The organism is Acinetobacter sp. AS5 (assembly GCF_048957595.1).
Taxonomy (GTDB): Bacteria; Pseudomonadota; Gammaproteobacteria; order Pseudomonadales; family Moraxellaceae; genus Acinetobacter.
Window position 1 is genome coordinate 1 of record NZ_JARDAL010000053.1, and the last position, 22,264, is coordinate 22,264.

At 44.3% G+C, this 22,264-nt stretch carries 20 protein-coding genes and 1 pseudogene; 13 read left to right on the plus strand and 8 right to left on the minus strand.

Going from position 1 to position 22,264, the window contains the following annotated elements; genetic code table 11:
* Window positions 1-110: 110 nt before the first annotated feature.
* The 6 genes from PV763_RS14870 to radA all read right to left on the minus strand — a co-directional run bounded on the left by PV763_RS14870 (window position 111) and on the right by radA (window position 5,898).
* Window positions 111-635, minus strand: coding sequence for a tetratricopeptide repeat protein (locus PV763_RS14870; protein WP_138743371.1), 525 nt, complete (start codon window positions 633-635; stop codon window positions 111-113).
* A 98-nt stretch (window positions 636-733) separates the two neighbouring features.
* Window positions 734-1,072, minus strand: coding sequence for a DUF3325 domain-containing protein (locus PV763_RS14875; protein WP_129716720.1), 339 nt, complete (start codon window positions 1,070-1,072; stop codon window positions 734-736).
* Entirely contained in the window at window positions 1,069-2,802 is a 1,734-nt protein-coding gene (locus tag PV763_RS14880) for a PepSY-associated TM helix domain-containing protein (RefSeq protein WP_420938133.1), read from the minus strand. Before PV763_RS14880 ends, PV763_RS14875 begins: the two co-directional genes overlap by 4 nt.
* Before the next feature lies 1 nt (window position 2,803).
* Window positions 2,804-3,160, minus strand: coding sequence for a hypothetical protein (locus PV763_RS14885; protein WP_420938134.1), 357 nt, complete (start codon window positions 3,158-3,160; stop codon window positions 2,804-2,806).
* A 223-nt stretch (window positions 3,161-3,383) separates the two neighbouring features.
* Entirely contained in the window at window positions 3,384-4,388 is a 1,005-nt protein-coding gene (locus PV763_RS14890) for a Tim44 domain-containing protein (protein ID WP_004731819.1), read from the minus strand.
* Between the two features lie 118 nt (window positions 4,389-4,506).
* Entirely contained in the window at window positions 4,507-5,898 is a 1,392-nt protein-coding gene (gene radA, locus PV763_RS14895) for a DNA repair protein RadA (protein ID WP_004731817.1), read from the minus strand.
* Window positions 5,899-6,072: 174 nt separating this feature from the next.
* Between radA and PV763_RS14900 the strand changes: the two genes are divergently transcribed.
* Window positions 6,073-6,477 (plus strand): hypothetical protein, encoded by a 405-nt coding sequence (locus PV763_RS14900; protein ID WP_071850648.1) that lies wholly within the window; start codon window positions 6,073-6,075, stop codon window positions 6,475-6,477.
* A gap of 96 nt (window positions 6,478-6,573) precedes the next feature.
* Here the strand turns inward: PV763_RS14900 and PV763_RS14905 are convergent, their stop codons facing one another.
* Window positions 6,574-7,920 (minus strand): alanine/glycine:cation symporter family protein, encoded by a 1,347-nt coding sequence (locus tag PV763_RS14905; protein ID WP_071850647.1) that lies wholly within the window; start codon window positions 7,918-7,920, stop codon window positions 6,574-6,576.
* A gap of 319 nt (window positions 7,921-8,239) precedes the next feature.
* Between PV763_RS14905 and PV763_RS14910 the strand changes: the two genes are divergently transcribed.
* The 7 genes from PV763_RS14910 (at window position 8,240) to PV763_RS14940 (ending at window position 14,380) form a co-directional block, all read left to right on the plus strand.
* A complete protein-coding gene (locus PV763_RS14910; RefSeq protein WP_420938135.1) occupies window positions 8,240-9,643 on the plus strand; it encodes an amino acid permease in 1,404 nt (467 codons plus the stop codon).
* 132 nt (window positions 9,644-9,775) lie between these two features.
* The gene (gene lptM, locus PV763_RS14915; protein ID WP_195726050.1) at window positions 9,776-10,009 is read left to right on the plus strand and encodes an LPS translocon maturation chaperone LptM; all 234 of its coding nucleotides are present in this window, start codon (window positions 9,776-9,778) and stop codon (window positions 10,007-10,009) included.
* A 24-nt stretch (window positions 10,010-10,033) separates the two neighbouring features.
* Complete coding sequence (gene lysA, locus PV763_RS14920; RefSeq protein WP_313564128.1) at window positions 10,034-11,278, plus strand: diaminopimelate decarboxylase; 1,245 nt, start codon at window positions 10,034-10,036, stop codon at window positions 11,276-11,278.
* Between the two features lie 12 nt (window positions 11,279-11,290).
* Window positions 11,291-12,136, plus strand: coding sequence for a diaminopimelate epimerase (dapF, locus tag PV763_RS14925; protein ID WP_004645716.1), 846 nt, complete (start codon window positions 11,291-11,293; stop codon window positions 12,134-12,136).
* A gap of 87 nt (window positions 12,137-12,223) precedes the next feature.
* Window positions 12,224-12,829, plus strand: a complete 606-nt coding sequence (locus tag PV763_RS14930) for an alpha/beta fold hydrolase (protein WP_420938136.1) — start codon at window positions 12,224-12,226, stop codon at window positions 12,827-12,829.
* On the plus strand, window positions 12,830-13,765 hold the full coding sequence (gene xerA / locus PV763_RS14935; RefSeq protein WP_420938137.1) for a site-specific tyrosine recombinase/integron integrase: 936 nt from the start codon (window positions 12,830-12,832) through the stop codon (window positions 13,763-13,765).
* Window positions 13,766-13,996: 231 nt separating this feature from the next.
* Window positions 13,997-14,380 carry a hypothetical protein gene (locus PV763_RS14940; protein WP_004731804.1) on the plus strand — a complete coding sequence of 128 codons (384 nt, stop codon included), beginning with the start codon at window positions 13,997-13,999 and terminating at the stop codon, window positions 14,378-14,380.
* Window positions 14,381-14,589: 209 nt separating this feature from the next.
* Here PV763_RS14940 and PV763_RS14945 read toward each other — a convergent pair whose 3' ends face one another.
* The gene (locus PV763_RS14945) at window positions 14,590-15,084 is read right to left on the minus strand and encodes an Lrp/AsnC family transcriptional regulator (RefSeq protein ID WP_064096287.1); all 495 of its coding nucleotides are present in this window, start codon (window positions 15,082-15,084) and stop codon (window positions 14,590-14,592) included.
* A 112-nt stretch (window positions 15,085-15,196) separates the two neighbouring features.
* Between PV763_RS14945 and PV763_RS14950 the strand changes: the two genes are divergently transcribed.
* From PV763_RS14950 to gyrA, 5 genes and pseudogenes are all read left to right on the plus strand, one after another.
* Window positions 15,197-15,802 (plus strand): LysE family translocator, encoded by a 606-nt coding sequence (locus tag PV763_RS14950; RefSeq protein ID WP_420938138.1) that lies wholly within the window; start codon window positions 15,197-15,199, stop codon window positions 15,800-15,802.
* 523 nt (window positions 15,803-16,325) lie between these two features.
* Window positions 16,326-17,078: an electron transfer flavoprotein subunit beta/FixA family protein gene (locus PV763_RS14955; RefSeq protein ID WP_004731799.1), complete on the plus strand. Its 753-nt coding sequence runs from the start codon at window positions 16,326-16,328 to the stop codon at window positions 17,076-17,078.
* An 18-nt stretch (window positions 17,079-17,096) separates the two neighbouring features.
* Entirely contained in the window at window positions 17,097-18,029 is a 933-nt protein-coding gene (locus tag PV763_RS14960) for an FAD-binding protein (protein ID WP_005247651.1), read from the plus strand.
* Window positions 18,030-18,208: 179 nt separating this feature from the next.
* Window positions 18,209-18,854: pseudogene (locus tag PV763_RS14965) on the plus strand (hypothetical protein).
* A 320-nt stretch (window positions 18,855-19,174) separates the two neighbouring features.
* On the plus strand, window positions 19,175-22,156 hold the full coding sequence (gyrA, locus tag PV763_RS14970) for a DNA gyrase subunit A (RefSeq protein WP_420938139.1): 2,982 nt from the start codon (window positions 19,175-19,177) through the stop codon (window positions 22,154-22,156).
* Window positions 22,157-22,264: the final 108 nt, after the last annotated feature.

Sequence of the window (22,264 nt, forward strand, 5' to 3'; positions counted from 1 at the left end):
AAACACTAGGTTGGTATACGCCTAGTGAAGTTATGGCTGGTTTTTATACTGTTGCACTTGCCGCTTGAATCCGCCTAATAAAAAGCCCATCATTTGACGGGCTTTTCGTTTTATTTAGCTTCTTGCTCAGCAGCATCCGCTTTTTGGGCCCAGAACTCAGCTAGTTCTTCATCGCCATCTACACCTAAACCAGTGGCATAAATAAAAGCAAGATCGCGCATGGCCTGAACCTCGCCCCATTCCGCAGCCTGTTTAACTAAAGAAATCGATTTCTCTACATCTTTTTCAATTACATCACCGCGACGGTAGAAACCTGCCAGTTCTAAAGTCGCAGCAGGGTGCTTCTCAATATTGGCCTTGCTTAACCAGTAATAGGCTAACTCAAAGTGAGCTATGGATTCTTCCGGATCTTCTTCTGCTAATTCTTTGGCATAAACGGTATAACCTTCACCTAACCAATACATTGCATCAACCAGTCCGCCGTTGGCAGCTTTCAATGCCCATTCTTCAGCCAGAATGATGTCATCATCATGCTCGCTTTGCATATACAGTTCAGCCAGTTCAAATTGCGCTTCAGCATTGCCCGCTAAGGCAAGATTAGTCAGGGCAGCAGAGGGAGAAACACGCTGGGTCATATCAACATCTCAAAAATATTGTGGGTAGACTAAAAGGTTTAAAGAAAAAAAGCCAATCCGAAGATCAGCTTTTAAAAAGGTAGTGATGAATCAATCAACTAGATCAAGCAAATAATCCCTGAGATCGAGGCTATGAACACACAGAACATTACGATCACTTTAATTCTACTTGCCAGATAACTCAGGCTTGAAGCTACGACCAAGGCCGCAAAAGTTAAACTGCCGAGCCAATAACTGATCATGTTGCTGATCGTTCCAGCGAACAGGCACAGGATAAGTGCCAGAATCAATATTACCCAGCCAAGAATGCTGGCCAGTCTGGTTTTGGAAGCATCTAATTCTTGAGCAAAGATCTGTTTTTGATGTTTGGACATGGATGCGGCAAGCGCAAATAAACCGAGAGACGTCAAAGCCCAAATCAATAAGAAGAACATCATGCCTGATTCTCCTTGAGCATCACTTTGGATTTTTTAGAGGGTAAGCCTTTATGGTTTTTCACTTTTTTAAATGAAAACCAGAACAAGATCGCAAGCACCCACATCGCCAGATCAAAAGAAGCAATCATCCATTGAGCATTCAGGACGGTATTCCAGATCGCCTGACCTCCAGTCAGGAAATTAATGATTGGCAACAATGCGAATGCCACAGTTGCAAGCACGAGTAGCTCTAGCCAGGCTTGTCGATTGCTACGAATCATGGCGTAAACTAAGGTCAGCAACCAGACAATAAAGAAGCTACGAATCTCCCAGTTCAGTCGCATGTCCATGTCTGCCGGAATAAAACGGTTGGCATAAAAGTAGGCAGCACAGGCAATCGGTAAACCAATAATGGCTGTGATATTGGTGACTTCAACCACACGATAGCCAAACGATTTATAACCTTGCTTCTGTTGCTGCGGTGCACGTTTAACACACCATAGAATCAAGCCGGTCGCAATCATCAAGGTGCCGACCACACCTGACATGAACAATAACCAGCGTAAAGCCAAGTCCACGCCACGTGCTTCATGCAATGTGGTGAATACATTATAAATACCATTTGCGACTGAAGGCGGTTTCAGTGTGGTTTGATCCGGCTTTAATTCACCTGTCACGCCATTGAAAGCAAGACTCGGATAAACACTACGATAAGCCACACTGACTCCATTTAAGGCACGAAGCTCAATTTCGGCTTTAGCGGTATTTGGCTGGATAATGTTAATTGTACCAACCGGATTATTTTTCCATTCTTTCTCGGCTGTTGCCAAGATCGGAGCCAGATCGGTTAACGCTGCAGGAGGTGCAGCTTGCATTTCATCACGAGAGCGGCGTCCTGCACCCCGTGCCGACATTTCACCACGCTCGCCACGATTTTCTCTCTCAGCTTGCAGTCGACGTTCTTTACTCTCACTATGGCTTTCACGGGATTCAGCCTGAATGCTGTTGTCCTGAATCAAGCTCTTGCGTTGATCTTGCAGAAATGCACCTCGATTTTCATAAATCTGGTTTACGCCCCAAGGCATGAGTGTAAAGAGCAGCAGTAATAAGCCACTGAAGGTAATCATGATATGAAAGGGCAGGGCAAATACCGCAGTAGCATTATGCGCATCTAGCCAGGAACGCTGACCTTTGCCTGGACGGAAAGTGAAAAAGTCTTTGAAGATTTTTTTATGGGTAATTACACCGCTGATGATCGCTACCAGCATGAGCAGGGTCGCAATGCCGACAATCCAGCGTGCCCAGATTCTTGGCAAACCATACAATTCAAAATGAAAGCGGTATAGGAAGGAGCCACCACGTGTTTCACGCGCTTGCAAAACTTCACCCGTGGCGCTGTCAATCGTCACACGGGTACCGCCACGACGGGCACGCGGATCTTCGCCGGTACTACGAATAGTCAGGGTGGTGGTATTTTGGCGTGAGTTAGGAAGTTGGATCGCCCAGCTGCCAGCATCCGGATGATGCTGTTGCAGATAAGCTAATGCCACACGGGTTTGTTCGATTTGAGTCTTTGGTGGAACTGATTGATGAAATTCCGGTTTCATCCAGACGGTAATTTCGTTCTGGAAAAAGCTTAAGGTTCCGGTCAAGAAAATCGCATATAAAAGCCAGCCTAAAATCAGACTGGCCCAGGTATGCAACCACGACATCGACTGGCGTGGACCTTCGGGTTTTGCATCTACTCTCATCTCAATTTCCTAAAAGCTTATAGGCGATATAGAGTAAAACACCGGGAATCGCGATCCCGAGCGTAGCTTTGAGCGTCTTATTCACCATAAATACCCAGATAAATGCAGCAGCATTCAAGCTAAAGCCAATCAGGGTGGCGGACATGGCTGCACTGCTTCCACTGTCGATAAAAAGCTGGGCAATCACGATCGTTGCCAGTGTAGCCAGTAGATAACCGCCCACACCCGCCAGAATAAAGCGATATAAAATCATCCCACGATAAGCCAACATATTGGCTTTGACTTTATTTTTGCTTGATGGTTTCGGTGCAGTAACTGTTCCAGTCGCTATGGCTTGCATATTCGGACTATTCATCATCGAAAATTCTATTTACAAACTTATGAAGTAATTAATGATAATGATAACAATTATTGTTTAGATTTTAAATATGGGTTGTTGAACTATTTATATGAAAAATAAGTAAAACTGGAAGTTAGGTTAAAAAAGAGAGGGGGAAGGGAATTAAAAAAGATCAAAATGTAAGGCTTGAAAATAAAAACAGCGGCTCGAAGGCCGCTGTCTAAACTTCATTTATTCACGATTAGTCTTGCTGAATACCTGCAACCACCCAGTCCTGATTTGAACCTGCTGGTTTGGTGAAATGCCAGATTTCTGCGAACGGTTGCGGCAAGCTGTTCAAGTCTTCGCTTACCGTACCTGTAAAGCGTACGCTGACAATATACTGGCCATTGTCAGTCGATGAGTCGACGACCATCGCATTCAGATTTGAAAACTCGGCAACATCCTGATCCTGATTGCTCATGATGTCGTTATACATTGACTGATAAAGTTCAGGAGTCAGATAACGCTGAATTTCAGAAATGTTGCTTGCTGTATTCATGGACTGAATATGGTTAAAACGCTGACGCGCTACACGCAAGAATGCTGCAGGTTCAGTACCATCCGGTAACTGGCTGCCACTTTGGGTATAAGCTGCACCAAAAGGCGCGTTATTTACCGGAGCAGAACCGAACGGAGCATTGTTGCTTGACGTTTGACCACCCACATTCTGACCAAAAATATTGGTACTGTCACCACCGCGAGGTGCAGTCGGTGCCTGACCAAAAGGTGCTGTATTACCAGCACCGCTATTTGGTGCGTATGGGTTAGAAGCTACTTTTTTTTTTGCGCCCATCTTACGGAAAATGAAGAAGGCAACAGCAGCAGCAAGAAGGATCCAGATCCAGCCTGGAATACCACCTTTTTCCTCTTCGGCTTGAGCAGCCTGAGCTTCAGATGCTGCTACACTTTGATCATCCGCCAAGGCATTGGCAGCAACTGCACCAATCGCAGCACCGGCTACACCCGCGGCAACCATGCCGCCGACACCCGGACCGGATTTTTGCTGGGTTGCAGCACCGGCAACTGGCGCTTGTTGAGCAGGCGCAGCTTGACGAGGTTGTTGATAAGATTGAGTAGGTTGTGCAGAACGTTGCATGCCGTGACTTTTACCGCCACCGGCACGTTTTGCTTCAGCTGCAAAAGGCGCAACCAATAAAACTGCTGTCAAGATACCTGTGATCAAACCGCGCTGTCGAACTTCCATTCATTTTTCCTATGAGAATAAAACCTGTTTGTACAGTCTATTTATATAGGCTTTGTGTGGAATTTCAATCAAAAATCTGTATTTTTTTGCTCTTTATACGAAATGAGCCGGTTTACAGTTAATTGAGTTCATCACTCAGCGCCATTGCCTCGCTCAAGGCTTCATGTAAACGCGCAACTGCAATAATTTGCACGCCCTCGATGGATTTTTGCGGTGCATTGCCGCGAGGGACAATAATGTATTTAAAACCATGTTTAATCGCTTCTTTCAGCCGTTCCTGACCGTTCGGCACAGGGCGAATCTCTCCAGACAGTCCGACTTCCCCAAAAACCGCCAGCTGTTGCGGTAAGGCTTTGCCACGAATGCTGGAAGCGCAGGCGAGAAGTACCGCCAGATCCGAACCTGTTTCGGTAATTTTCAATCCACCGACGATATTGACATAAACATCCTGGCCGGAGGTTTGCACACCGCCATGCCGATGCATGACTGCAAGGAGCATATTTAGACGGTTCTGATCCAAGCCAAGTGCTACACGTCTTGGTTGGCCATGTGCATCATCGACCAGCGCCTGAACCTCAACCAGAAGCGGGCGCGTACCTTCGCGGCTGATCATTACAATCGAACCGGGAATGGCTTCATCATAACGGCTTAAAAAGATGGCTGAAGGATTAGATACTTCGCGCAGACCTTTGTCGGTCATGCCGAACACACCGAGTTCATTGACCGCACCAAAACGGTTTTTAACCGCTCGGATCATTCGGTAACGTGAATCCGACTGGCCTTCAAAATACAGTACACAGTCGACCATATGTTCCAGTACACGTGGGCCGGCCAGGGCGCCCTCTTTGGTTACATGACCGACCAAGAATAAAGATGTGCCGCTATTTTTGGCAAAACGGGTCAGCAGGGCCGCTGATTCACGAATCTGTGAGACACCGCCCGGGGCAGATTGCAGGGTTTCGGTATACAGGGTTTGGATTGAATCCAGAATGGCTACTGCAGGACGTTGCTGTGCTAGTACTTCACAAATACGTTCGACGCAGGTTTCTGCCATGACTTTGAGCTGGTCAGTTGGCAGATCCAGACGCTGGGCACGTAAAGCCACCTGAGACAAGGATTCCTCACCGGTCACATACAGGGCCGGATTTTTGGCAGATGCCATGTGCGTGGCTGTTTGTAGCAAGATGGTGGATTTACCAATCCCGGGATCACCGCCGATCAGAACCACCGAACCGGTCACTAGTCCGCCACCCAAGACCCGATCAAATTCGCTAATACCCGTCGGCAGACGGGTTTCATGAGAGACTGAGACCTGATTTAAGGTAGTAATACTGGACGCCTGGCCCGCATATCCACCACCAATTTTTGGCTGGGCGCGATGTGTCACTGCCGGTGCAATGGTCACCTCAACCAGGCTGTTCCATTCCCCGCATTCAGAACACTGCCCCGACCATTTTGGATGATCGGCACCACATTGTTCACAACGATACACACTTTTTGCTTTAGCCATATTTGAAGATGAAGCGATTGAAATTGAGTGACAGCATAGCGGTGAATGCCATCGAAAACCAAGCCTTTCACCTGAAAAATCATGGTTTTTACGACAAGGTTTGTCGCTTTTATTTATGCTGATTTGAATGCTGTGCGGTAACGCCGTCTATAATGCCTATCTTGTTATGCTGGAATGGAACAGATCTTGTCACAATTGCTGAAACATATTGATGCGATCGCACGTGAAAAAAACCGTGATGTGTTATTCGTGCATTTTGATCATTATGTACATCCAGATCGGGATGCAAACTCGGTTCGCCAGATGTTGATCGGCTGGCTAGAGCAACAGGGGATTGCCTATATGCCGTGTTTAGGTGTGGATCAAACCGTCCATAGTGAAATCTACCTAGGTGGTCTTTATCTGGATGTACCTTTTGATCTGCATCATAAAACCTATCAAAAACTGAGTGAGTATCTGGAAGATGAACAGGGCAATATGAAAATTAAAGGCATTCAGTTTTTTGTTTTATCTTTAGGACTGGCACTGGAGCTTGAATCTGAGTGGGACAAGCTGGCTTGTAGTGGTTTACGTTGCTAAATTTTCATGATGAAGAATGGAAAAGATGAAACAGAAAAAGCCACGATTAACGTGGCTTTTTACTATTTTGGCTTGAGTAGTTAAATAACTTGTCAATTAATAAAGTTCACCAGATTTACGTCTTGCAATGAAGTCTTTCGATTCTTTGGCAATGACCCCAGATAGCAATAATAATGCGATTAAGTTCGGCACCGCCATCAGGCCGTTAAAGGTATCGGCGAATAGCCAGACCAGATCCAGTGTTGCAATGCAGCCGATAAATACTGAGGCAATATAAATAATGCGATAGGGCAAAACGAATTTTTCGCCAAGTAAATAGCTGGTACATTTTTCGCCATAGTAGCTCCAGCCCAAAATGGTGGAATAAGCGAAGAAAATGATCCCGAAAGTCACCACCCAGCCGCCAATACCAGGTAGCAGCTTGTCGAATACACCGATGGTCAATACGGCACCGGTTTGATCTCCGAATGAATTACCGGCCATGATATAACCCATCACCAGAACAATACCGGTAATTGAACAGACAATAATAGTATCAATGAAGGTACCGGTCATAGACACCAGACCTTGACGGGCTGGATGATCGGTTTTTGCCGCTGCAGCAGCAATCGGCGCAGAACCCATGCCGGCTTCGTTTGAGAATACACCACGTGCCACACCATAACGAATCGCCGCACCAATTGCACCGCCCACTGCGGCTTCTCCAGTAAAGGCATAGGTGAAGATGATTTTAAGCGCAGGAACGACCAGTTCGAGATTATTAAAAATGATAATTAATCCCCCTGCCACATAGCCTATAGCCATAATAGGAACAATCAGTGACGCTGCTCTGGAAATCGATTTAATCCCGCCCAAAATCACCAGTGCCGAAAAGGCAGTAATAATAATACCTGTCATCCAGGTTTCGATGCCCAAGCTGTTTTGCACTGCCAATGCTACGGTATTGGACTGTACGGAGCTGCCGATCCCAAAAGAAGCCAGTGCCCCGAACAAGGCAAAAATCAGCGCCAGCCATTTCCATTTCAGACCCCGCTCGATGTAGTACATCGGACCACCGGACATTTCACCTTTCTCATTTTTCACTCGGTATTTGACTGCCAGAACACCTTCGCCATATTTGGTCGCCATACCAAACAGGGCAGTCATCCACATCCAGAACACCGCACCCGGACCACCGAGGACACAGGCAGTGGCTACGCCGGCAATATTACCGGTACCAATCGTGGCAGAGAGTGCGGTCATGAGTGAAGCGAATTGGGAAATATCACCTGAATGGTCAGGATGCTTGCCAAAGACCTGTTTAAAGGCTAGGGGCAACATGCGGAACTGCCAGAACAATAAACGGAAGGTAAGGAATATCCCGGTACCAACAATCAGTACCAGCATATAAGGGCCCCAGACCCAGCCGCTTAAAGTTTCCATTAAACTTTGTAAATTTTGCATAAAATTCTTCTTATTGATCCATGTCTGTGTAGTTCGAGGTATTGATTAAAAAGCAATTGCTATGCCAGATGCATTCATCCTAAATGCATAAATTGGCTGAATAGTGTTTTATTTTTTACACAGTTTTAAAAATTTGACAAGAAATTACTCGAATCTTTCAGTTCAAAAATAAAGCAAAAATGTAACTGGAGAGCGATATAAGAAAAATAAATTAACTTCTTCAATTAATCAGGAAATACAAATGATGCAAATTTTATTTTTGTATTCAGCATTTTTTACGTTAATTTGTCGCGAGTAAAACTCAAAGTTGTAATTAATAATGTCAGAAAAATATAACAATTCATCGGCAGAGCACGGTGAATTAAAGCGGAGTTTGTCCAATCGGCACCTACAGTTAATTGCCATTGGGGGCGCCATCGGAACCGGCCTGTTTATGGGTTCGGGTAAAACCATCAGTCTTGCAGGTCCTTCGATTCTGGTGATCTATATGATCATCGGTTTTATGGTCTTTCTGGTGATGCGTGCATTGGGGGAATTGTTACTTTCCAATTTGCAATATAAATCATTTATTGATTTTGCCACGGATCTGATCGGGCCTTGGGCGGGATATTTTGTTGGCTGGACCTACTGGCTCTGCTGGATCACCATCGGGATTGCAGATCTGTCAGCCATTATTTATTATCTGCAATTCTTCAATAATGGTTTGCCCTTTAGCCCTGAAGAAGGCGTCATGATCAGTGTTGCCGCGATTGTGTTTATCATGGGGCTGAATCTGGTCACGGTAAAACTGTTTGGTGAAATGGAATTCTGGTTTGCCCTGGTCAAAATTATCGCCATTGTGGTGCTGATTGCCGTTGGCCTGTGGATGGTGTTTACCGGTTTTACCAATGATGCCGGTACGGTCGCATCCTTTAGTCATATCTGGGATCATGGCGGGATATTCCCAACAGGGGGATATGGTTTCTTGGCTGGATTCCAAATCGCCATTTTCGCCTTTGTCGGGGTAGAGCTGGTGGGGACTACAGCAGCTGAAACCAAAGACCCCGAAAAGAACCTGCCGAAAGCGGTGAACTCTATTCCGATTCGTATCATTATTTTCTATGTATTGGCATTGTTGATTGTGATGTCAGTGACTCCATGGAACCAGATTGACCCGAATGTTTCGCCCTTTGTAAACCTGTTCAGTCAGGCTGGCATTGCAGCGGCTGCGATTATCATGAACCTGGTGGTGTTGTCCTCGGTGATGTCCTCGATGAACAGTGGCGTATTCTCGACCAGTCGTATGCTGTTTGGCCTGTCACGTGAAGAGCAGGCACCGGTTGCCTTTGGTCGCCTGAACCGTCGCGCGGTTCCTGCAAATGCCCTGTATTTCTCTGCCGTGTGTTTGTTGCTGGGTGCAGCACTCCAGTATTTTGTTCCGGATACCGTTCGGGCCTTTACCTTGGCCACAACTTTATCCACGATTCTGTTTATTTGTGTCTGGGTCATCATTATCTGGAGCTATATCGTGTATTACAAAACACGTCCAGAACTACATGCTAAATCAACCTTTAAGCTGCCAGGTGGTTTAGTGACCTGTTGGATCGTGATTATTTTCTTCCTGAGCATGATTGTGGTCTTGGCACTGGAAGAGGATACCCGTCAGGCACTGATGATCAGTCCGATCTGGTTTATCCTGCTAATCATTGGATATTTTGGTTTCTATAAACAGAAACATAAATAAACCTTATCAATAAAAACGTCAGCGATCTGCTGGCGTTTTTTTTTGTCTAAAGATACTCTCTAGCGTTTAACGCTTGGGTCATGCCGAATGATCGCGTTATACTTCATCGAAACTATTACATTAGGTGGTCAGATGCGCCAAGTCATTTGCTACATCAGTATCTTAGCGACAGGTCTTGTTCTTGCAGGTTGTGGACAGTCAGGTGCTTTGCACTTGCCAAATGATCCGAATTACGACAAGCGTGCCAAGTATCTGTTATACAAAAATACTGAAACTGAGCCTAAAGCGTCCGATGAAGAACGCGAGGCACCCGTGCAACAACAGTTTGCTGCACCTACCGATTCAGACGTTAAAACCACACCATAACGCTTTCACAGAAAGGATACCTTCATGAGTTTCACCCGCATTAATGGGGTATTGCACGCTGAGCAATGTTCATTACAACAGCTCGCGGAGCAATTTGGCACACCACTCTATGTTTATTCTAAAGCTACTTTGGAAAAGCATTTTTTAGATATGGATCGTGCTTTTGATTTTATCGACCATCAAATCTGTTTTGCGGTAAAGTCCAACTCTAATCTTGCGGTATTGAATGTATTGGCCAAACAGGGTGCCGGTTTTGATATTGTGACTGGTGGTGAATTGGCGCGTGTGCTGAAAGCCGGTGGTGATGCATCGAAAATTGTATTTTCCGGTCTGGGTAAAACTGAAGCGGATATCAAAAAAGCTTTAGAAGTCGGGATTGCCTGCTTTAACGTCGAATCGTATGCCGAGCTGGATCGTATCCAGAAAGTTGCGGCTGAATTGAATGTCAAAGCGCCGATTTCCTTGCGTGTGAATCCGGATGTCGATGCCAAAACCCATCCTTATATTTCAACCGGCTTAAAAGAAAATAAATTCGGTATTCCATCGGATAGCGTGTTTGAAACTTATCAATATGCAGCGTCATTGCCAAATCTGGATGTGGTCGGGATTGACTGCCATATCGGTTCACAGCTGACTGAAACCCAGCCATTTGTGGATGCACTGGATCGTGTCATTGTGATGATTGACCAGTTAAAAGAGCTGGGCATTCACCTCAAACACATCGATATCGGCGGTGGTCTGGGTGTGACGTATAAAGATGAAACCCCGCCGTCGGTTGAAGAATATGCCAATGCGCTACGTCCAGCTTTAGAAAAATTGGGCTTGAAAGTGTATATGGAACCGGGACGTAGTATCTCTGCCAATGCAGGTGTGCTGCTGACTAAAGTGGATCTATTAAAACCAACGAATCACCGTAATTTCGCGATTATTGATGCGGCGATGAATGACCTGATTCGCCCTGCGTTATATGAAGCATGGATGGACATTCAATCTGTTACACCTCGTACCGATGTCGAAACGAAAGAATGGGATGTCGTGGGCGCAATTTGTGAAACTGGTGATTTTCTGGGTAAAGAGCGCGAGCTTGCGATCAAGGAAAATGATGTGCTGGCTGTGCTGGGCGCAGGTGCATACGGTTTTGTGATGAGTTCAAATTATAACAGCCGTGGCCGTGCTGCTGAAGTAATGGTCGATGCTGATCAGGCGCATTTGATTCGTGAACGTGAAACGATTGAATCACTCTGGGAACGTGAGCGTTTATTGCCTTAAGGATAAATCAGGATGTTATTAGAATTTACCAAGATGCATGGTCTGGGCAATGACTTTATGGTGGTTGACCTGATCAGCCAGCGTGCTTATTTAGACACTTTGACCATTCAGCGTTTGGCCAATCGTAACTTCGGCATTGGTTTTGATCAACTCTTGGTGGTTGAGCCACCCGATGTCCCAAGTGCAGACTTTAAATATCGGATTTTTAATGCCGATGGTTCAGAAGTGGAACAATGTGGCAATGGCGTGCGCTGTTTTGCCAAATTTGTACATGATCGTCAGCTCACGACCAAAACCAAAATCAAGGTACAAACCAAATCTGGTATTGTAGAGCCGGAATTGGGTGCGAATGGTTGGGTACGGGTCAATATGGGTTATCCAAAATTTTTGCCTCAGGAAATTCCATTTGTAGCTGATGCGCCGGAGAGCCTGTATGACATCGATCTTGCTGGCGGTGAAAAGCTGACCATTGATGTGGTCAATATGGGGAATCCACATGCGGTGACAATTGTACCGGATGTGATCGCTGCTGATGTCGCACGTATTGGTCCACAAGTTGAATCACATGCGCGCTTCCCGGCACGAGTCAATGCTGGCTTTATGCAGATTATTGATGAAAAACATGCACGTTTACGTGTGTACGAGCGTGGTGTAGGCGAGACCTTAGCTTGTGGTACAGGTGCCTGTGCTGCCGCAATTTCAGGTATGCGCCGTGGTCTGCTGTCGAGCAAAGTGGAAGTTGAACTGGCAGGCGGCAAGCTGCAAATTGAATGGAAAGAAGGTGATGTGGTCTGGATGACCGGACCAACGGCGACCGTGTATGAAGGACGTCTGGATTTACGTTATTTCCAGGGTTAAGCTTGGTTCCGCTTGAGAAAAAAGCACTGTCTGATCGATGGTGCTTTTTTTATGCTAGGATGGGAAAAACCGTAGAATTTGAATGAGATGAATACGCTTGTTTTCCTGCCGGGTGCTTCAGGAAGCCAGCACTTTTGGCAGCCATTAAGGGCAGCATTAACCAAATATCCAGATCAGCAAGTCATTGCCTATCCGGGCTTTGATGGCGTAGCACCAAATTTGGCCATTCAAAACCTGTATGATCTGCAAGAATTCGTGAAAGAAAAAATTGAGGATGATTCCATTCTGATTGCCCAGTCTATGGGCGGTGTCTTGGCCGTTGGGTTGGCACTCAATCATCCGCAGAAAGTCAAAGGGCTGGTATTGTTGGCGATATCTGGTGGTCTGAATTTAAAAACTTTTCATTGTGCAGACTGGCGAACAGATTATCGTGAACTGTTTAAAACAGCGCCGGACTGGTTTGAACAAGACCAAACTGAATTTAGCCGCGTTCAGCTCGCAAGTCTGGACGTTCCGATCTTGCTGATCTGGGGCGATCATGATCCTTTAAGTACTGTTCAGCTTGGACAATACTTGGCAGGAATTTTTAAAAATGCAAAATTGCATATTATCCAAGGTGGAGATCATTTCTTTGCCAATACGCATGCAGATCAGGTTGCAATGCTGATTCAAGATTATTTGGAGCAACTCTAAATGGAGCAAGCAGTGATTGTCCCACCTCAACTCTTGCTCAATATGTGGCTGAAAGAACGTGAAATCCAAAACCAGTCCAAACATACCTTGCAAGCCTATGAACGTGATGTCTCGGATTTTTTAGAGTTTTGCCGGCGTGAGCAGCTCAATTTAAACGATGTGGAAGCCACCGATTTACGCCAGTTTCTGGCTGAAAAAGTTGAACAGCATCAGCTCAGTCCTAGCAGCCTGCAACGTATGCTTTCGGCTATTCGCCAGTTTATGAAATGGGCCGAGCAGGCTCAGCATATGGCTTTTAATCCGGCGGATGATTTTCAGTTAAAACGTCAATCGCGTCCTTTGCCGGGCATGGTGGATATTGAAACCGTCAACCAAATTATTGATCAGCCTGCGCCTGAAAATGAAATACAACAGCAAATGTGGCTCCGGGACAAAGCGATGTTAGAATTGCTTTATTCCAGTGGGCTGCGTCTGGCAGAACTGCAAAGCCTGAGAATTAAAGATATTGATTTCAACCGGCAGTTATTACGCATTACTGGTAAAGGCAATAAAACCCGGATAGTGCCCTTCGGTTCCAAGGCCAAAGACAGCGTGATGGCTTGGTTGCAAGTCTATCCCTTATGGAATGGCGATTTTGTACCGGAGGCGAATGTATTTATTACCCAGAAAGGCAATCCGCTCGGTGCACGACAAATTGAAAATCGGGTCAAGTTTCAGGCGCAGCGCGCAGGCGTGAATGTAGATTTACATCCGCATTTGTTAAGACATTGTTTTGCGAGTCACATGTTATCGAATAGCCGGGACTTACGAGCCGTGCAGGAAATGCTGGGACACAGTAATTTAACCACCACGCAAATTTATACCCATGTTGATTTTGACCATCTGGCCCAGATTTATGATCAGGCCCATCCGCGTGCGCAGCATAAAGGAGATTGATCATGTGCCCAGTTTTAAAGAATAAAAATCATGAAAATTGTATTTTTGGCACAAAACTTTCATATATAAACCTTAAAATGGAATTGAACTGAACATTGGCGTTCGGGTAAGCATTTCACTATTGTCTTATTCGTTAAATGCGCCATTTCAGGTATAACAATAAATACTATTTAATATTTAAAATGAAATATTGCTGAGCAGCGTCTCAGCATTTGACCGATGGGAGGTGACATGGACACACTGGTAATTGCAGATATAGAGCAAAAATATGCACAGTTAAGTGAAGCTCAAAAAGAAATGTTTGCAGGTTATGGTCTGCGACAAATCAAACATTTTGTGGACATTAGCTTACCCAATCTTGAAGCGACTTTACCTGAAGGCGCCATCATTCAAGGCATTAATGCCGATGGGAAAGTTCAGGCCTTTAATGCGGCGACTGGACAATACTATTTATGGATTTCTGACTTGCAATGGCAATTGTCGAATCGTGCGACCCAAGCAGTCGATTTAAAAGAAGATGCGATTGCGATTTGGCAAATTTTTGAATTGGCAGACTATGAGCTGGTAGATTTAAGCCATGTACATCGTGATTTTTTAGCACAAGAAACTGAGTAAATTCTGAAGTATCCACACAGCATAAAAATAAGATTCAGTCCTGTGGTTTGGCTTTGCTCAAGAGGAAAAGGTGGTCTTCTATAGGCAACCTTTTCCTTATGGTAGGACTTGCCGTCTATGCGCTTGCAGCACAGGTTATGGTTTAAGCAAGCTACCATTATGCAAATCTTAAATTAAGAACATAGCTTCGTTATCTAAAATCAGGTTGCCTATAAATCTTCTAAAGGCAGCTGGAAACTCTGTTTAATAATCTGGCTGGGTAAATCCGTTTTGACACTGGTAATACCATTTTTTTTGGTTAGATGTGTGGACTGAAATTTACGGTAACTTTCCAGATCGGGCACTACGACTTTCAGCATCGCATCACTTTCCCCCAAAATAATATAGCACTCCATCACCTGAGGCAGTTCTTTCATCGCCTCAATAAAAGTATCAATGGTTTCGGCATCCTGACCGACCAGCCAGATGCGCGAAAATAAAATTAGCTGAAAACCAATTTTTTGTTGATCGACAATGGTGGTGTAATTCTGAATCACGCCTGCATCTTCCAGTAATTTTACCCGGCGTAAACAGGATGAAGGTGAAAGTCCGATTTCACGTGCCAGATCATTATTCTGAATACGACCATTGGCTTGTAAATACCGAATGATATTTTTATCAATTCGATCAAGCTTTACCCGCACAGACTTGGTGGATATTTTCATAAATTAGAATAATATTCGAAAAATAATACTTATTATAAAATAAATTGAAAGCCAATTTTGTAAAAAATCGCAGATACTTATTTCACTTTCTGGAGTTTGAAAGGAAAAGGAAATGTCTGTATTTGTACTCTTTGCACTGACTGTGCTTCCCCTGATTTTTACGCCTGGACCCGATATGTTATTTATCCTGTCTCAAGTGATGGGTAAAGATGCAAAAGCAGGCATGATGGCAACCTTAGGGGTGTGTTGCGGTTATCTGGTGCATTCGATCCTGGTGGCACTCGGAATTGCGGCTATTATTGTCTCTTTTCCGGTGCTGTTTGAAACGATTCGCTGGCTCGGGATTGCTTATTTGCTGTATTTAGCCTTTGGTTTGCTCAAATCGGTATTTAATAAAAATGCGCTGAACATTGAGAAAAAGACGTTAGCCAATCCGATAAAAAAAGGTTTTTTTACTGCGCTGTTAAATCCGAAAGGCATGTTGATCTATTTTGCGATTTTGCCACAGTTTATTGATAAATCAGCCAATACTGTCAGCCAAGGTTTGATTCTGTCCTTTATTTTTATCAGTCTGATTTTTGTAGTGTATTGTGGTTTAAGTATTTTATTCAGCAAAATCAGCCAGAAAAATCAAATGGATGAACGTAAACAAAAATGGGTGGATGGCACTTCTGGTGGTTTACTGGCACTTGCCGCAAGCTGGTTAATCATTAATTAATCTGGCTGTAAAGAAGCATACTCTTCGCAGTATGCTTTCTTTATAATTGCGAAGATTTGAAATTAAACATTCACTTTGTCGGCGTAGAATTCAATGCGCTGGTTTATTATTTGGTCAATTTGTCTTTATATTGGGTTTAATTCGCTCTCAAAAAGAATTCTGTCCAAAATGACAAAAGCTGACATAGGTATATTCCGGCTATTTTGCTTCAAGCTGCTTTAAATCCATTTAGATTAAAACTGATCAATCAAAACTTCTGATGTGAGTAATCAGATAAAAAAATAATATAAATCAATGGTTAAATTTTAAGTAAATATTGATACATTTCATTGTAATAAAACGATAACAATTAATTGTGAACGCATCGTTCAGGGAAAATTACGCATTTTTACAGCTCTTTGTTGAATTGTGACTTGACCGAAATGCCGTACACATTGCAAGATAGGGCACCTAAAAAAATTTAAGTGAAGAGTTACACTAACTTTTCTCAACATTTACATTTGCTAAAACAGCCGAGGATTACATGAAGGCTCTTGTTGCTGTAAAACGTGTGGTTGATGCCAACGTTAAAGTTCGTGTTAAACCGGACAACAGTGGTGTTGACTTAACTAACGTTAAAATGTCAATTAATCCATTCTGTGAAATCGCAGTGGAAGAAGCGGTTCGTTTAAAAGAAAAAGGAACTGTTTCAGAAATCATTGTTGTTTCTATTGGTCCTAAAGAAGCCCAAGAACAAATCCGTTCTGCAATGGCGCTTGGTGCTGACCGCGGTATTCTGGTTGAAGCTGATGACAGCCAACTGGGTGCGCTGGAAATCGCTAAAATCCTGAAAGGCGTTGTTGACGCTGAACAACCACAATTGATTCTTCTAGGCAAGCAAGCCATTGATGATGATTCGAATCAGGTTGGTCAGATGCTGGGCGCTTTAATGGGTGCAGGCCAAGGTACCTTCGCTTCTGAGGTGAAAGTAGATGGCGATAAAGTACAAGTAACACGTGAAGTAGACGGTGGTTTACAAACTGTTGAGCTGACACTTCCAGCAATCATTACCACTGACTTGCGTTTGAACGAGCCACGTTATGCGGCACTTCCAAACATCATGAAAGCGCGTAAAAAACCGCTGGATACCAAGTCACCTGCAGATTTCGGTGTAAACCCTGCAACTAAACTGAAAACAGTGAAAGTTGAATCACCTGCAGAGCGTAAAGCTGGCGTACAAGTGAAGTCTGTAGACGAACTTGTAGAAAAATTGAAAAACGAAGCGAAAGTGATCTAATACAGAAGGATAAAAATCATGAGTATTTTAGTTATCGCTGAGCACGACAACAAAGCATTAAACGCTGCTACTTTAAACGTTGTTGCTGCAGCGCAAAAAATCGGTGGTGATATCACTGTATTGGTTGCTGGTTCTGGCGCTCAGGCAGTTGCTGACCAGGCGGCTAAAGTTGCGGGCGTAAGCAAAGTATTACTTGCTGATGACGCTGCTTATGCAAACCAATTGGCTGAAAACGTGGCTAAACTTGTTGCTGAATTAGGTAAAGGCTATACACATATCCTTGCTGCTTCTACAACAACTGGTAAAAACATTTTACCACGTGCAGCTGCGCTTCTTGACGTAAGCATGATCACTGACATCATCGCGGTAGATAGTCCTAAGACTTTCAAACGTCCAATCTATGCAGGTAACGCAATTGCGACTGTAGAATCAGGCGAGAACATCGTATTGGCGACTGTTCGTGGTACGGCATTTGATGCTGTAGCTGCTGAGGGCGGTTCTGCTGCTGTTGAAGCTGCTGCGTCTACGGGTGATGCGGGTATTTCTAAGTTTATCAACGAAGAAATCGTTAAATCTGAACGTCCAGAATTAACAGCGGCTCGTATTGTTGTTTCTGGTGGGCGTGGTGTAGGTTCTGGTGAAAACTATCACAAGATCCTTGATCCATTAGCTGACAAGCTTGGTGCTGCTCAAGGTGCTTCACGTGCTGCAGTAGATGCTGGCTTCGTACCAAACGATATGCAAGTGGGTCAAACGGGTAAAATCGTTGCACCTGACCTGTACATCGCTGTAGGTATCTCTGGTGCGATTCAGCACTTGGCGGGTATGAAAGAGTCTAAAGTGATCGTTGCGATCAACAAAGATGAAGAAGCGCCAATTAATGCAGTTGCTGACTACTGGTTAGTCGGTGACCTGAATACTGTTATTCCTGAATTGGTTTCTAAAATCTAATTCCTGAATCGGGTTCAAAAGACGCTCTTGCGCAGGCAGTAAAAGCAATGCTTTACTGTTTTGTGCAAGGGCGTTTTCTTATGCAAAAATTTTAAAAATACTCGGCAGTCGAAACTAGAGTATTTCATTTGCATGAAAAGTGATAAAATCCCGGTTTGCTTTTTCTCCTGTTTTTAATCATGTCCTTTTCCAAAGCCGCCCATATCCTGTTCATTAGTTTTCTGCTGATTGCGCTTTATCTGGGTATTTGTATTCATACTGCCCTGAATGCACCGCCTGCGGTGACTCAGTATTTATTTAGTGAATCAGGCGCTTTTGAAGTCATGAGTCCATGGTTATGTGCTGTGTTTGCTTAATGTTGAAATCAAGCCCAATACCCGAGTGTTTACGGCTATAGCAGCGACATTATTGGGATTACGGGAAATGGATTTTCATAAGCAGGTGTTTGAAATTAGCTTTATCAAAACGAATTTCTATCGTAGTGCTGAAATTCCGCTCATGGATAAGCTGCTCGGATTTATTTTATTGCTCGGGATTATTTTTGTCTTTCTGATATTGGCGAAAAAATTGGTTCAAACCATACGAAGCATGAAAGATTCTTTGAATATTGCACATTTTTTTATCTTCCTCACCATTGCCTGTGGCGGACTGAGCAAGGTGCTGGATCGCACGACCTCAACCCTGAAAGAAGAATTCGGCATCCAGTTGGTGCCACATACTCAAATCATGATTATGACCATTGAGGAAGGGGTAGAAATGTTATTGCCAGTTTTATTGATTGTGGCCGTGCTGAGCTATCGTAAAGTACTGAACCAGGCACAATAAAAATATAGAAAAAACGATGAAGATGCGCCAGTTGATTGGCGCATTTTGTTTTTGTACTCCTGTATTTCTCAAAATTTTGGGTATTGAAAAATCCTGTCTGGATGCGCTGATTTTCGGTTTTGAAATAACAAGAAAATGATCACTAAAATGAAGATAATTAACAAGGTTAAGCTGAATATTTCGACACAAAAATACAAGTGTTTATGCTATAATTTAGGGCTGTATTTTAGTTTTTAACTCAGTCGTTTGAGTTAATGATTTTGCTAGTTTTACGACATATAAATACAAGCCAAAATTGGCTTGTAGAATAAGGAGTATGCATGAGCGTATCGGAAATTAGACCGATTGCCATTGAGGATGAACTTAAAAGCTCATATCTCGATTATGCGATGAGCGTGATTGTGTCACGTGCATTGCCCGATGTACGAGATGGTTTAAAACCTGTTCATCGTCGTGTGCTTTTCGCAATGCACGAATTAGGCAATGACTATAACAAAGCTTATAAAAAGTCTGCACGTGTAGTCGGTGACGTCATCGGTAAATATCACCCGCATGGTGATTCTGCCGTATACGAAACCATTGTACGTATGGCGCAAGATTTCAGCTTGCGTTACCAATTGGTTGATGGTCAAGGTAACTTCGGTTCGGTCGATGGCGATAGCGCAGCAGCCATGCGTTATACCGAAGTGCGTATGCGTAAACTGACCCACGAACTGTTAGCGGATCTTGAAAAAGATACCGTCGAGTGGGAAGACAACTACGATGGCTCTGAGCGTATTCCTCAAGTCATGCCAACCCGTGTTCCGAACTTGTTGATTAATGGTGTCACTGGTATTGCAGTCGGTATGGCGACCAATATGGCGCCGCATAACATGACTGAAGTGGTGAATGCGTGTCTGGCCTATGCCAATGATCCTCAAATCAGCATTGAAGGATTGATGGAACATATTTCTGGTCCGGATTTCCCGACAGGTGGCATCATTTACGGTAAATCAGGTATCGTCGATGCGTACCGTACTGGTAAGGGCCGTTTGCATATCCGTGGTAAATACCATTTCGAAGAAGATCCGAAGAATGGCCGTACCACGATTGTCTTCACTGAAATTCCATATCAGGTCAATAAAGCAAAAACCATTGAGCGTATTGCTGAACTGGTCAAAGAGAAAAAACTTGAAGGTATTTCAGAGCTTCGTGACGAGTCTGACAAAGACGGTATGCGTATCGCGATTGACCTGAAGCGCGGTGAAAACGCCGAAGTGATCGTGAACAACCTGTTCCAGAACACGCAACTTGAAAACTCTTTCAGCATCAATATGGTTTGTCTGGACAATGGCCAACCAAAATTGATGAACCTGAAAGACATCATTGCCGCGTTTATCCGTCACCGCCAGGAAGTTGTGACACGTCGTACCATGTTCGAATTACGCAAAGCGCGTGAACGTGGTCATATCTTGGAAGGTTTAACCGTTGCCCTGGCGAATATTGATGCCATCATCGAAACCATCAAGAGTTCTGCGAATCCGGCTGAAGCGCGTGAGCGTTTGCAGGCAGGTGAGTGGGCTGGTGGCGGTGTTTTGGCCTTGCTAGAAAAAGCCGGTTCAGTTTCTGTACGCCCAGATGAGATTGAAGGTGAAGATCCAAGTCGCCCGTTTGGTTTGGATGGCGAGATTTATCGTCTGTCACCAACTCAGGTGAATGCGATTATGGAACTTCGCTTGCATCGTTTAACTGGTCTGGAACAAGACAAGTTACATGCTGAATATAGTGAAATCCTGTCACAAATTGCTGAACTGACTGCAATTTTGAATGATTTTAATCTGTTGATGAACGTGATTCGTGAAGAGCTTGCACTGATCCTTCAGCAATATGGCGATGCACGTAAAACGTCGATTGTCGAATCACGTATCGATTTCTCTCGTGAAGATCTGATTCCTGAAGAGCAAATGGTTCTGACGGTATCGAAATCAGGTTATGCAAAAACTCAACCATTGTCTGACTACGCCGCACAGCGTCGTGGTGGCCGTGGTAAGTCTGCGACCAGCATGAAAGAAGATGATTACATTCAACATCTGATTGTGACGTCAAGTCATGCGACGGTACTTTGCTTTACCAACGTTGGTAAGGTCTATCGTCTGAAAGTCTATGAAGTGCCACAAGCATCACGTGGTGCTAAAGGTCGCCCAATGGTGAACTTGTTGCCGCTGGATGAAAACGAGACTATTACCGCGATCTTACCGGTGATTGACGCGCCGAAGAAATTCAAGGAACGTCTGGCTGACTTCAAGGCATTTGTAAAAGCCAATGCAGCGCAGTTGCAAGCCAATGAAGTGATCAATGCTCATTTTGCCGAGCTTGAAGCAGCGCTGACTGAATCTGAAGATGGTGCAGATGATATTTCTGATGCATTGCGTATTCAATTGAAACAGTTGGGCTTGGAGCTTTCTGCAACAGACCTTGATGATGACATCATCAATGACTTTGCTCAGCAGGCTGAAGCGGTACGTAAAAACTTCTATGTGTTTATGGCGACTGAATACGGTACGATTAAACGTGTAGAGCTTGAACAGTTCTCAAATGTTCGTTCAAACGGTTTACGTGCGATTGAGCTGAATGGCGATGATACCTTGATTGGTGTAGCGATTACTGATGGCGAACAGCAAATCATGTTGTTCTCGAATGAAGGTAAAGCCATTCGCTTCGCTGAGACTGATGTGCGTTCAATGGGCCGTTCTGCCAAAGGTGTACGTGGTATGCGCGTGACCATTGGTGCAGCTGCACAGCTAGAAGAAAATGACGAAACTGAGATCGAGTCTGATGACGAAGATGGTTCAGATTCAGCATTGATTAGCCGAATCGTATCACTGGTGGTTGTACCTGAAACTGGTGAAGTACTGTGTGCATCTGAAAATGGTTATGGTAAACGTACTCCAGTAGATGACTTCCCGACCAAGAAACGTGGCGGTAAGGGCGTGATTGCGATCAAGACCTCTGAACGTAATGGTCAATTGGTGGGTGCTGTTGCCATTGATGCAAGCAAAGAACTGATGCTGATTTCAGATGGTGGTACGCTGGTTCGTACCCGTGCATCTGAAGTGGCGCAAACTGGTCGTAATGCACAAGGTGTTCGTTTGATCCGCTTAGGTAATGAGGAATTGCTGGTCGGTGTGGTTTCAATTGAAGCTGTTGAAGAAGATGAGTTTGTTGAAGCGATTGAAGGTGCAGAATCTTTAGTGGCAGAAACAGATGTAGCAGTTGAAAATGAGCAAGTTGAAAAAGATGGTGAAAATTCAGTAGAAGAATAAGTTTTTTACTGATAAAAAGGGCGCTTCGGCGCATTGCTGTCCCACAATTTTTCACAAGAGGAAGCTCATTTGAGCTTCCTCTTGTTTTATGGGTATTTTATCGGGTGA

Excerpts from the sequence above, each read along its gene's own strand:
- gyrA (WP_420938139.1), top strand. The coding sequence starts at position 19,175 with ATGAGCGTATCGGAAATTAGACCGATTGCCATTGAGGATGAACTTAAA.
- radA (WP_004731817.1), bottom strand. The coding sequence starts at position 5,898 with ATGGCTAAAGCAAAAAGTGTGTATCGTTGTGAACAATGTGGTGCCGAT.
- PV763_RS14905 (WP_071850647.1), bottom strand. The coding sequence starts at position 7,920 with ATGCAAAATTTACAAAGTTTAATGGAAACTTTAAGCGGCTGGGTCTGG.
- PV763_RS14955 (WP_004731799.1), top strand. The coding sequence starts at position 16,326 with ATGAAGGCTCTTGTTGCTGTAAAACGTGTGGTTGATGCCAACGTTAAA.
- PV763_RS14880 (WP_420938133.1), bottom strand. The coding sequence starts at position 2,802 with ATGAGAGTAGATGCAAAACCCGAAGGTCCACGCCAGTCGATGTCGTGG.
- PV763_RS14930 (WP_420938136.1), top strand. The coding sequence starts at position 12,224 with ATGAATACGCTTGTTTTCCTGCCGGGTGCTTCAGGAAGCCAGCACTTT.
- xerA (WP_420938137.1), top strand. The coding sequence starts at position 12,830 with ATGGAGCAAGCAGTGATTGTCCCACCTCAACTCTTGCTCAATATGTGG.
- PV763_RS14945 (WP_064096287.1), bottom strand. The coding sequence starts at position 15,084 with ATGAAAATATCCACCAAGTCTGTGCGGGTAAAGCTTGATCGAATTGAT.
- PV763_RS14885 (WP_420938134.1), bottom strand. The coding sequence starts at position 3,160 with ATGATGAATAGTCCGAATATGCAAGCCATAGCGACTGGAACAGTTACT.
- PV763_RS14910 (WP_420938135.1), top strand. The coding sequence starts at position 8,240 with ATGTCAGAAAAATATAACAATTCATCGGCAGAGCACGGTGAATTAAAG.
- lptM (WP_195726050.1), top strand. The coding sequence starts at position 9,776 with ATGCGCCAAGTCATTTGCTACATCAGTATCTTAGCGACAGGTCTTGTT.
- PV763_RS14875 (WP_129716720.1), bottom strand. The coding sequence starts at position 1,072 with ATGATGTTCTTCTTATTGATTTGGGCTTTGACGTCTCTCGGTTTATTT.
- PV763_RS14960 (WP_005247651.1), top strand. The coding sequence starts at position 17,097 with ATGAGTATTTTAGTTATCGCTGAGCACGACAACAAAGCATTAAACGCT.
- PV763_RS14890 (WP_004731819.1), bottom strand. The coding sequence starts at position 4,388 with ATGGAAGTTCGACAGCGCGGTTTGATCACAGGTATCTTGACAGCAGTT.
- lysA (WP_313564128.1), top strand. The coding sequence starts at position 10,034 with ATGAGTTTCACCCGCATTAATGGGGTATTGCACGCTGAGCAATGTTCA.
- PV763_RS14950 (WP_420938138.1), top strand. The coding sequence starts at position 15,197 with ATGTCTGTATTTGTACTCTTTGCACTGACTGTGCTTCCCCTGATTTTT.
- PV763_RS14900 (WP_071850648.1), top strand. The coding sequence starts at position 6,073 with ATGGAACAGATCTTGTCACAATTGCTGAAACATATTGATGCGATCGCA.
- PV763_RS14940 (WP_004731804.1), top strand. The coding sequence starts at position 13,997 with ATGGACACACTGGTAATTGCAGATATAGAGCAAAAATATGCACAGTTA.
- PV763_RS14870 (WP_138743371.1), bottom strand. The coding sequence starts at position 635 with ATGACCCAGCGTGTTTCTCCCTCTGCTGCCCTGACTAATCTTGCCTTA.
- dapF (WP_004645716.1), top strand. The coding sequence starts at position 11,291 with ATGTTATTAGAATTTACCAAGATGCATGGTCTGGGCAATGACTTTATG.